Below are 9,719 nucleotides of genomic sequence, written 5' to 3' on the forward strand. Positions count from 1 at the left end.
TGGATTCTCGTGTTAAACGATATGGTTCTATATTTTAGCATGAAGAGAACGCTTTCGATGAAGAATCCGAGCCGTACCTGTGGATTCTTTTTTTAATGAGAGACGGCAGCTCGAAGCATTTATTTGTACCGATAATCATGAATCAACAGCCTCGCTTTTTAGGAAAAATGTTCAGGAGGAGAGATCAATGTTTGAAAAAATGAGGCTTACGATTCGTACCAAGATCATCATCGGATATTTCATCATTATCGTCTGCCTGGGAGCAGCGATATTTATCCTTGGCAGCCGGATCACGTCCATGGAGCAGGAGCTCAATTTTATTGCGAATCATGAAATTGAGGTACATAATCTGACGAACCAGATCGAGAAGCATATGCTCGATATGGAAACCGGTCAGAGAGGGTTTGTTATCGCTGGTGATGATCGTTACCTGGTACCTTATAATGAAGCCAAATCGAATTGGGAAGCCGATTACAATCTCTTGTATGATCTGGTATCCAATAATTCAATTCAGACCCAGCGTCTTGATGAGATTAAGATCAATATTGAACAATGGCTTGAGAATGCCGGTGAGTATGTCATTGGTCTGAAGCGGGAGAATAGGGATCAAGAAATAGCAGTCTATTTCACAAAGGATATTGGCAAACAGCTGATGGATCGGATGAGAGCCCAGTTCAACGACTTTAGAGCGACAGAAAAAGCATTAACGGATGAACGAGTCGAGTTACTTGACCAGCAAAATGCGGATTTCAGAAATGTGATGTATACCGTTATTATCCTTGTTATCCTCCTGTCTATTATCGTTGCATACATCATTTCAAGAAATATAGTGGGAACCATCAAGCAGGTCAGCTCTGCCATTTCGGATATGGCTTCGGATGAAGGCAAGCAGCGCACAAGACGTATTACTGTTCGCACGCATGATGAAATCAGGGAACTAGGTGAAGTCACCAACAGACTTATTGAAACGTATGAGAAGAATGACTGGCTGCAGACCAGCATCCGTGAGGTTGCCGTATCGTATCAAGGTGTAGTTGAAGTATCCAAGCTTACAGAAGCATTCATAATGAAACTCGCCTCCTTGTTAGATGCCTCCTATGCGGTGTTTTATATACGTAAGCAAGATCAATTGGTTAAGACGGCTTCATTTGCTTCTTCTGGAAATGGTGTAGGAACCGAATATTTTCTCATAGGTGAAGGGCTCGTGGGTCAAGCAGCACTTCAGGAGCAAATGATTCTTCTTGAATCTGTCCCCGAAGGACATGTGAAAATTTCGACAGGTCTCGGCGAATCTTCTCCTCGTCATATTATGATCTTCTCGGTTGAATTTGAAAATGAAGTCGAGGGTGTAATTGAGCTTGCTTCGTTGAAGAAATTTACGCCTGAGCATATTCAATTAGTGGAGCAGACACGAAGCATGATCGGGATCGCAATTAATAATGTCCTGGCGCAAATGGAGGTCCAGCGATTGCTGGCGGAATCTCAGGCGTTGTCTGAAGAGCTCCAGTCTCAAACCGAAGAATTAAAAACACAATCTGAAGAGCTTATCGCCCAGCAGGACGAGATGAGGGCATCCAATCAAGCGCTTCGTCAATCGGAGGAACGTTTGCAGCGTCAGCAGCAAGACCTTGAGCAGATCAATTTGGATCTGTCTGTGAGAACAGAGCAAGTGGAAAGTCATTTGCGAAAGATTGAAGAAATTAACGAGCAGATCGAGAAACAAAATTATGTATTGGAGAAGCAGGCATCTGATCTGTTAATTGCATCTAAATATAAATCGGAATTCCTGGCGAATATGTCCCATGAACTGAGAACACCGCTTAACAGCTTATTAATTCTCTCTCAGATTCTGATGGATAACAAAGACGGGAATCTAAATGCGAAGCAAGTTGAATTTGCCGAGACTATTCATTCCTCGGGTAATGATCTCCTTCGGCTGATAGATGACATCCTGGATCTATCCAAGGTAGAAGCAGGGCAAATGAAAGTCGAGATGGATGATGTGCTGCTTGTGGATATTACAGACAGCCTTCGGGGAAGCTTTCATCCTATCGCTTTAAACAAAGGAATTGAGTTTAATATTGTTTCAGATGCACCTCTGCCTGAATACATTTATACGGATGTTCATCGATTACAGCAAATTTTGAAGAATCTCTTGTCCAACGCCTTTAAATTTACAAGTGAGGGTCAAGTCACGCTGAGCGTCCATAAAGAAGAACGAAGATGTCCTTTCAATGAAGGCGAAGTGGAGCATTGGATTGCCTTCACCGTTGCTGACACCGGGATTGGCATCCCACTTGACAAAAAAGAGATCATATTCGATGCATTCCAGCAGGCCGATGGAACAACAAGCCGAAAATATGGTGGAACTGGACTTGGGCTGACGATCAGCCGCGAGCTTGCAGGATTAATTGGCGGACGTATTGAGTTTGACAGTGAGGAAGGCGTAGGCAGCACCTTTACACTATTCATACCAGAATACAAGCATGATTCAGATATCGAGATGATAAATGAGGCTGCTGTCGCAGGGGAGGAACCTCCACCCGCTGTGGAGCAGCTGAACGATTCTACTGCCGTTATCACGCACCCAGATTCACCGAATTCGGTCAGCTCTCCCGAAATGGACCTATTGGATGATCGGTTAAGCATAGAAGCCGGGGATCGCGTTCTGCTCATCATAGAAGATGACGTGAATTTTGCTGGAATCATACTGGACATGGCTCGATCGCGGAGATTTAAAGGAGTCGTCGCTTTACAAGGGGATCATGGTCTTGCACTTGCACATGCTTATAAACCAGATGCCATCATATTGGATATTCAGCTTCCTATCATTGATGGATGGACTGTTCTTGAGCGGCTGAAGCAGCATCCGGAATTGCGCCATATTCCAGTGCACGTGGTCTCTGCAGCGAACGAACAACAGATGGGACTAACGATGGGAGCCATCGCATATCTGAAGAAGCCAGCTAACAAGGTTCAGATTGAAAATGCCCTGTTAAATATTGAATCCTTCATTAATCGTGACCTGAAACGACTGCTTATTGTTGAAGATGATGTTGTTCTAAGAAATAGTATGGTAGAGCTGATTGGTCATGACGATGTGCTGATCACCGATGTATCTACGGGTGAAGAGGCTCTACGGGAACTTGAAAAAGAACGATTTGACTGTATGGTCATGGATCTAGGGTTAGCCGGCATATCCGGATTTGAACTGCTTGACCGTATACGGCAGAACGATCATTTGAAGCAGCTGCCCATCATTATTTATACGGGAAAAGAACTGACCATGAAGGAAGAAATCGAGCTCAAAAAGTATGCGGAGAGCATTATAATTAAGAACGTTAAATCTCAGGAAAGACTATTCGATGAAACAGCATTGTTTCTGCATCGTGTCGAAGCAAATCTGCCGGAAGATCGCCGCAATATACTGAAGAAGCTGTACAGCAATCAGACCGATTTTGATGGGAAACGAATTCTTCTCGTTGAAGACGACATACGCAACATTTTTTCACTTGTAAGTATATTGGAATCGTATGGATTGAATGTGACTTTTGCGGAAAATGGGCGAGAGGCGATGGATGTTCTTGCCGAGGATCCTGAATTTGATCTGATTCTGATGGATATTATGATGCCGGAAATGGACGGCTACCAGACGATGAGAGCAATACGTGGTAACAGTCGCTTTGAGAAAACTCCAATTATTGCCTTGACAGCAAAAGCGATGAAAGAGGACCGGCAGCTATGTATTGAAGCGGGTGCATCTGACTATATTAGTAAGCCGATTGATGTTGAGAAATTGCTTTCTTTATTGAAGGTGTGGCTTTATACGTAAAGGAGGCTGAGGATCATTTCTGATCATGGAGAATATACGCAGCTTGCGCCTCTGTCAGGTCAAGATAAGGAGCTTGAGAAAATAGAAGTAGAGCTGCTTCTCCAGGCGGTTTATCGAATGTATGGCTATGATTTTCGCAACTATGCTTATGATTCGATATATAGGAGAATCAGGCACGGAATGCAGTCCATAGGTGAAGAGTCGATCTCGGCTCTAATCCCTCAAGTACTCCATTACCCTGATCGGATGCAGAAGCTGCTTCGTTATTTTGTCGTTGGCGTGACGGAGATGTTCCGTGACCCGGATATGTTTTATTCTTTTCGTAAGAATGTTATCCCGTATTTACGGACATATCCCCATATTCGAATCTGGCATGCAGGCTGCTCAACTGGCGAAGAGGTATTGTCGATGGCGATCCTGCTTCAGGAAGAAGGCTTATACGACAGAGCCAGAATTTATGCAACCGATATTGATGAAGATGCACTTGAAAAGGCACAGATGGGCATATATCCCTTGAGAAATATGAAAGTGAACACTTATAATTATATTCGTTCAGGCGGTACAAGAGATTTCTCAGATTATTACATGGCACGCAAGGACTCTGTTATTTTTAATTCATCTCTGTTGAAGAACATTGTATTTGCTAGGCATAATTTGGTCACGGACCAATCGTTCAATGAATTTAATGTGGTATTCTGCCGAAACGTACTGATTTATTTCAATCGGGAGCTGCAGAATCGGGTACATCATCTCCTGCATGATAGTCTAGCTATGCTTGGATTTCTTGTACTGGGAGATAAGGAATCGATGCTGTTTAACAGTCATAGCCGCAAGTATGAAACGATTGACAAGCGTGAGAAGCTGTTTCGAAAGATCCAATGAACAGGAACCTATATTACTGAAGAACCTGCTGAATTTGCGGGTTCTTTTTTTGTGTGGAGACATCAATTTCAGGACTCCTGGGTATGATGAAATTGATTCGTTCAACAAGTAATTTTCAGAAAAAACTTGAAAAAGCACAACCAGAGGGATAAAATTGATTCGTATACATATAATTTGTATAACAATTATGGAGGCAGATGGATGAGAGCATTAGGAAATGAAGAGAAGTATGGATATGCGATAACAAGAACTAGCCGAACGGTGCTGCGGTTTCTAACTGGATATTTAAGAAGCTATTCGATAACTCCTGAGCAATGGACTGTAGTTAAGAGAGTGTTCGAGCATGAGGGTATTACGCAAAAAGAGTTAGCCGCGATATCAGATAAAGATCCGGCAACGCTCGCTAAAATTTTGGACATACTGGAAAGGGAAGAACTGATTGTTCGTAAGACAAACGAGGAGGATCGGCGCTCCTATCTCATTTACATTACTAAGCAAGGCGTGAAATTAAGAAATGAGGTATATGAACATCTGGAACAGGTATTCAACAAGGTTCTTGAAGGAATACCCCAAGATGAGCTAGCTGTATTCAACAAAGTGCTGTGCAGGATAGAAGATAATGCAGCCACTCATGCAATACATTTTTAGTTGGAAATCGAGGTAACAAGTATGGATAATTACAAAAATCATAAAAATAGCAAATATATAAAATCCACCGACAGACGCCGTGTACAACATAGCATTCCGGCGGAAAGGAAGTATAGAGAAGCATTTGCAATCAAGCCCATTCCTTTAAATTGGTTTCGAGGAATTGGATCCGCTATAAGTGTAGGTATACCTTCCATATTAGGGTTTCTGAGTGGAAATCCGAGTCTTGGAATATTGGCATCCATCGGCGGCTTTACTTTTTTGTATGTGTCGAATGAAACCTATGCTCAGCGTGCGGTCCGTTTGTTTTGGGTTGCACTTGGCTTGACCGCTGCTCTAACGCTAGGCGCCTTAAGCTCCTACAATGTGCCATTAATGGTCTTCATGTTCGGAGTTGTAGGCGCACTATCTGTCTTTATATTCAATCTGTTTCAAATAACGGGTCCAGGGGGGATGTTTTTTGTCCTTGCTTATTCTGTCGGAACGTCCATGCCACATGATCCAGGTGCATTGCCGCTAAATATAATGTGTGTACTGCTAGGCGGGCTGTTTGCTTGGATTGTGGGGATGTTCGGTTATTTGATCGTCCCTTATGGTCCTGAGAATAAATCAGTCTCTGCTGTATATCAGAGCTTATCCAAGCTGCTATCCGCTATCGGGACAGAGCAATTCACGGATCTTCAGCATCAGAGTGCCTCACTTATGAAGCAGGCGGAACGCACCTTAACGAATGGTAAAGTGATTGGCTCGCGAAATCATCAGTATTTAGAAAAATTAAAGAGATTAAATCTGCAAGCGAGCGAGATATTTATATCGATCATCGATGTCTCCTTGGAGAGCAAAAATGCGGCTGAGGACGAGCTGGCGCAAGCGTTGCAAAGGCTAAGCCATGCCATCCATACAAGAGATGCTAGTGTTCGTACGAACTATTCTCTGAAAGATGAATTTGAGGGTTCGTTACGAAATCTGCATCTTCAAATTGAAGCGGCGTATGCTATGTTAACGAGAGAAGTTGATACACCGGCTGGAGATGGTGTTACAGTGGTTAATTCGAAGCCTTCGATCCTTGATTTGCTGCGTAACGCATTCAGACCAGATTCAACGATTCTGTACACTTCACTTCGATATGGACTGGTGCTGCTCGTTGCAGCGGCCATCGCCTATGGTTTTCATTTCGATCGCTCTTATTGGGTTCCCTTGTCTAGTGCAGCTGTTATGGCAGGAGGCACCTATATCGGCACAGTATATCGAGGTCTGCAGCGTTCAGCTGGGACAATCATCGGAATATTAATTGGAGCTGCTGTGCTGTGGTATGAACCGCTTGGTATAGTCATACCACTAACTCTAATGATCTTTCAATTCGTTGTTGAGCTTATCTACGGAAGAAACTATGCACTGGCTGTATTATTCCTGACACCAAGCACGCTGCTGATCGGCACAACCATTCAGCCTGCTTTGACCGCAGAATACTTTATATCGGCCCGTATTGTAGATATTATCATCGGAAGTATTATCGCTATTGTGGGTTCATTGCTGCTCTGGAGAACAAGGGCCTCCAGGAAACTGCCAGAGACGATGTCCCATGCAGTTCAAAAAGAAGGAGAATTACTGCTTGCAATACTAAATGAAGATCCAGTTCATGATAAGCAGAAACTAGAGCATGATCTGCGTAATGCATTGATTCAATTAAGAATGGTCTACGATGATGCTTTTGCGGAGTCTATTAAAAAAAGCGGCCGGATCGCCGTGCTGTGGCCGGCTGTTGCAGACTGCCTGCATCTGGGATATGTTCTGCTGGCAGCAGCAAACAAAAATGAAACCGAAGCGATATCCGATGAGGATAGGCTAGAGTTTCGGCGTTATTTTGATATGCTCACTCAATCCATTAAGGATAAGAAAGATCCAGTAGAAATAAATATCCCTTGGCTCTCCAAGTTCCCAGCGATATATGAGGATCTAGTACAGCTCCAGCATTCCCTGCGTATAGGGGAGAAGGCGACAAGTTAGGTCGAATTATAGATTGAAGCACAGATAAAGAGGCGAATCCCTTATTATAGGGATCCGCCTCTTTGTGTTGATTGTGTGGAGATGGAGGGATCAGATTGAACTCAACTAATAGAAAAGGACCCCAGGCAGGGGTCCAAGTATCGTTTTGAAGATGGATTAGTATTGGTTCGACTGTCCACCGTCAATAGGAATAACGGCACCGTTAATAAATTCGGATTCTCCGGACAGAAGGAAGGCGACGAGACGGCCTACTTCTTCTGGTTTACCGAAACGTCTTTTCGGATTGACGCTGACAAATTCCTTGCCTGCTTCTTCCCAACCGTCTTCCCCGCCAATCTGCTTCAAAGAACCAACGACCATTGCAGTCATGATGGCACCTGGAGCGATGGCATTGATGCTCAAGTTGTACTGACCGTACTCGATTGCTGCATTTTTTGTCATACCGGACACGGCATGTTTACTTGCAACATAAGCTGCCTGATTCAGAACTCCGCGAATCCCGCCGACTGATGCTACGTTCACGATAGCGCCGGACTGCTGCTCTTTCATTATAGGAAGTACATATTTCATACCATAGAAGACACCTTTAAGGTTGATGTCGATGACTTTGTCAAACACTTTGCTGTTGTATTCTGCTGTAGGAGCCTGAGTACCTTCGATCCCAGCATTGTTATAGAAACCGTCTATGCGGCCAAATTTTTGTACTGTATCATCTACATATTTCTGTACCGCTTGCTCATCGGATACATCGGCAGTAAGAAGAAGGAGCTCTGTTTCGGGTGCGGCTTCAAGAATCAATTTCTTGGTTTCTTCAAGTGCGGTTTGATTGAGGTCAACCAGTGACAGCTTGGCGCCTTCCTTAGCGATCTGAAGCGCTGCGGCTTGTCCTAATCCGGAGCCTGCTCCAGTAATCAATACAACTTTTGAATCAAAACGTTTATTCATGCTCCATTCTCCTTTGTTAAGTTAATTATACGGAATGCTCATCTATGTAAATCAGTAAGTTGAATTGATTCATGTAGATGATAATAGCGTTTGCAAGCGAAATTCATTAGTAATCATATATCACAAATAATTCACTTGACAATAAACAAAGCTCTATTCAATGTCCTCTAAACAACAGCACACTCTATTATGTTCACCCAGGAGACAAAACTTAAACATATGTAGATGAAATGTTCGAATAGGATCCAAATTAATGGTTAATTCGACAAGTTTTATGACATTCATTGAGCACCGACATCATATGTTGAGAAAGATGGTTCTTAATCTATTGGGATTGGTCAGGTATGAAGGAGGGAACAATAATTGGTTGTCACGACGGGCCCTATTTTGAATAGTGCGGTAAACGGCCTTCGGCCGGTCCAAATGGTTACAGTTAAAATGATAAATAGATCACTGACACAAAATGCTTCGATCTTAATACAAGGATATGTACTGGATCAAGTAAGAACAATTTACGTGGAACAGCTCTTCAATCTCAATCCAAATGCAGTATTTACAAACGATTATATAGCCAATGTCGACGGTTATGAGTTTAAAGTGTCGGTTGAAGATCATGATGCGATTGAAGTATCCGTGTGGGGAAAAGATGGAGCAGGTCATATTGTAAGCGCGCATCGATTAGTATCTTCAGAATTGTAAGAAGTGAGTGTTGTAACTAACAAAGCACTTCATAATTGAGGGAGATTGGTAATATGGCTAATTACTCAACGGGACCTATTGAGAATAATGCGGTAAATGGAGTCAGACTGACACAGCAGGTAACGATATCCATTGAAAACCGGGATACCATCAATAGCGGAACTGTAACGGTTCAGGGATATGTGTTGGACGGTGCTCGAACATTATATGTACTCGATTCATTAAGTATTGGACCTAATGGTGTGATTAACAGAACCTATTTCGCTAACCTGGATGGATTTGAATTCGAATTTCTTACAAGCGGTCTTGCAGAGGATTTAATTGAGTTATCTGTATGGGGCAAAGACGCCGCTGGAAATTTGGCAGCAGCCCATCGGATTGTCTCATCTGAACTCCTTGGAGCAAACTCTGGAGGGATCGGAGCTACAGGGGCAACAGGGGCAACAGGGCCAACCGGTGAAGCCGGTGCGACAGGAGCAACAGGAATTACAGGGCCAGAAGGGCCGCCGGGTGGTTCAACTGGTGCAACGGGTCCGACAGGAGCTACCGGGGATGCGGGAGCAGTCGGTACAACGGGTCCAACGGGAGCAACCGGTGAGGCCGGAGCAGTCGGGGCAACGGGTCCGACAGGAGCAACCGGGGATGCGGGGGCGACAGGACCGACGGGAGCAACCGGTCCGGAAGGAGCAACGGGAGATGCGGGAGC

Annotated in this window: 6 protein-coding genes and 1 pseudogene; 6 read left to right on the forward strand and 1 reads right to left on the reverse strand. The window is 43.8% G+C overall.

Annotation, left to right across the window (positions count from 1 at the left end):
* Positions 1-187: 187 nt before the first annotated feature.
* The 4 genes from ACFSVM_RS08295 (at position 188) to ACFSVM_RS08310 (ending at position 7,369) form a co-directional block, all read left to right on the forward strand.
* On the forward strand, positions 188-3,832 hold the full coding sequence (locus ACFSVM_RS08295; protein ID WP_379261370.1) for a response regulator: 3,645 nt from the start codon (positions 188-190) through the stop codon (positions 3,830-3,832).
* A gap of 12 nt (positions 3,833-3,844) precedes the next feature.
* Positions 3,845-4,714: a CheR family methyltransferase gene (locus tag ACFSVM_RS08300; protein ID WP_076310850.1), complete on the forward strand. Its 870-nt coding sequence runs from the start codon at positions 3,845-3,847 to the stop codon at positions 4,712-4,714.
* Positions 4,715-4,915: 201 nt separating this feature from the next.
* Positions 4,916-5,362 carry a MarR family winged helix-turn-helix transcriptional regulator gene (locus tag ACFSVM_RS08305; protein ID WP_379261372.1) on the forward strand — a complete coding sequence of 149 codons (447 nt, stop codon included), beginning with the start codon at positions 4,916-4,918 and terminating at the stop codon, positions 5,360-5,362.
* A 21-nt stretch (positions 5,363-5,383) separates the two neighbouring features.
* Positions 5,384-7,369 (forward strand): FUSC family protein, encoded by a 1,986-nt coding sequence (locus ACFSVM_RS08310; RefSeq protein ID WP_379261374.1) that lies wholly within the window; start codon positions 5,384-5,386, stop codon positions 7,367-7,369.
* Between the two features lie 156 nt (positions 7,370-7,525).
* Here the strand turns inward: ACFSVM_RS08310 and ACFSVM_RS08315 are convergent, their stop codons facing one another.
* Positions 7,526-8,314: a glucose 1-dehydrogenase gene (locus tag ACFSVM_RS08315; RefSeq protein ID WP_379261376.1), complete on the reverse strand. Its 789-nt coding sequence runs from the start codon at positions 8,312-8,314 to the stop codon at positions 7,526-7,528.
* A 363-nt stretch (positions 8,315-8,677) separates the two neighbouring features.
* Between ACFSVM_RS08315 and ACFSVM_RS08320 the strand changes: the two genes are divergently transcribed.
* Together ACFSVM_RS08320 and ACFSVM_RS08325 are read left to right on the forward strand one after the other, a co-directional pair.
* On the forward strand, positions 8,678-9,013 hold the full coding sequence (locus tag ACFSVM_RS08320; protein WP_090722546.1) for a hypothetical protein: 336 nt from the start codon (positions 8,678-8,680) through the stop codon (positions 9,011-9,013).
* Positions 9,014-9,066: 53 nt separating this feature from the next.
* Positions 9,067-9,719, forward strand: a pseudogene (locus ACFSVM_RS08325) (hypothetical protein); the annotation flags it as partial.

This window comes from Paenibacillus shunpengii, assembly GCF_042684905.1.
Classification (GTDB): domain Bacteria; phylum Bacillota; class Bacilli; order Paenibacillales; family Paenibacillaceae; genus Paenibacillus; species Paenibacillus shunpengii.

Excerpts from the sequence above, each read along its gene's own strand:
- ACFSVM_RS08295 (WP_379261370.1), top strand. The coding sequence starts at position 188 with ATGTTTGAAAAAATGAGGCTTACGATTCGTACCAAGATCATCATCGGA.
- ACFSVM_RS08310 (WP_379261374.1), top strand. The coding sequence starts at position 5,384 with ATGGATAATTACAAAAATCATAAAAATAGCAAATATATAAAATCCACC.
- ACFSVM_RS08305 (WP_379261372.1), top strand. The coding sequence starts at position 4,916 with ATGAGAGCATTAGGAAATGAAGAGAAGTATGGATATGCGATAACAAGA.
- ACFSVM_RS08315 (WP_379261376.1), bottom strand. The coding sequence starts at position 8,314 with ATGAATAAACGTTTTGATTCAAAAGTTGTATTGATTACTGGAGCAGGC.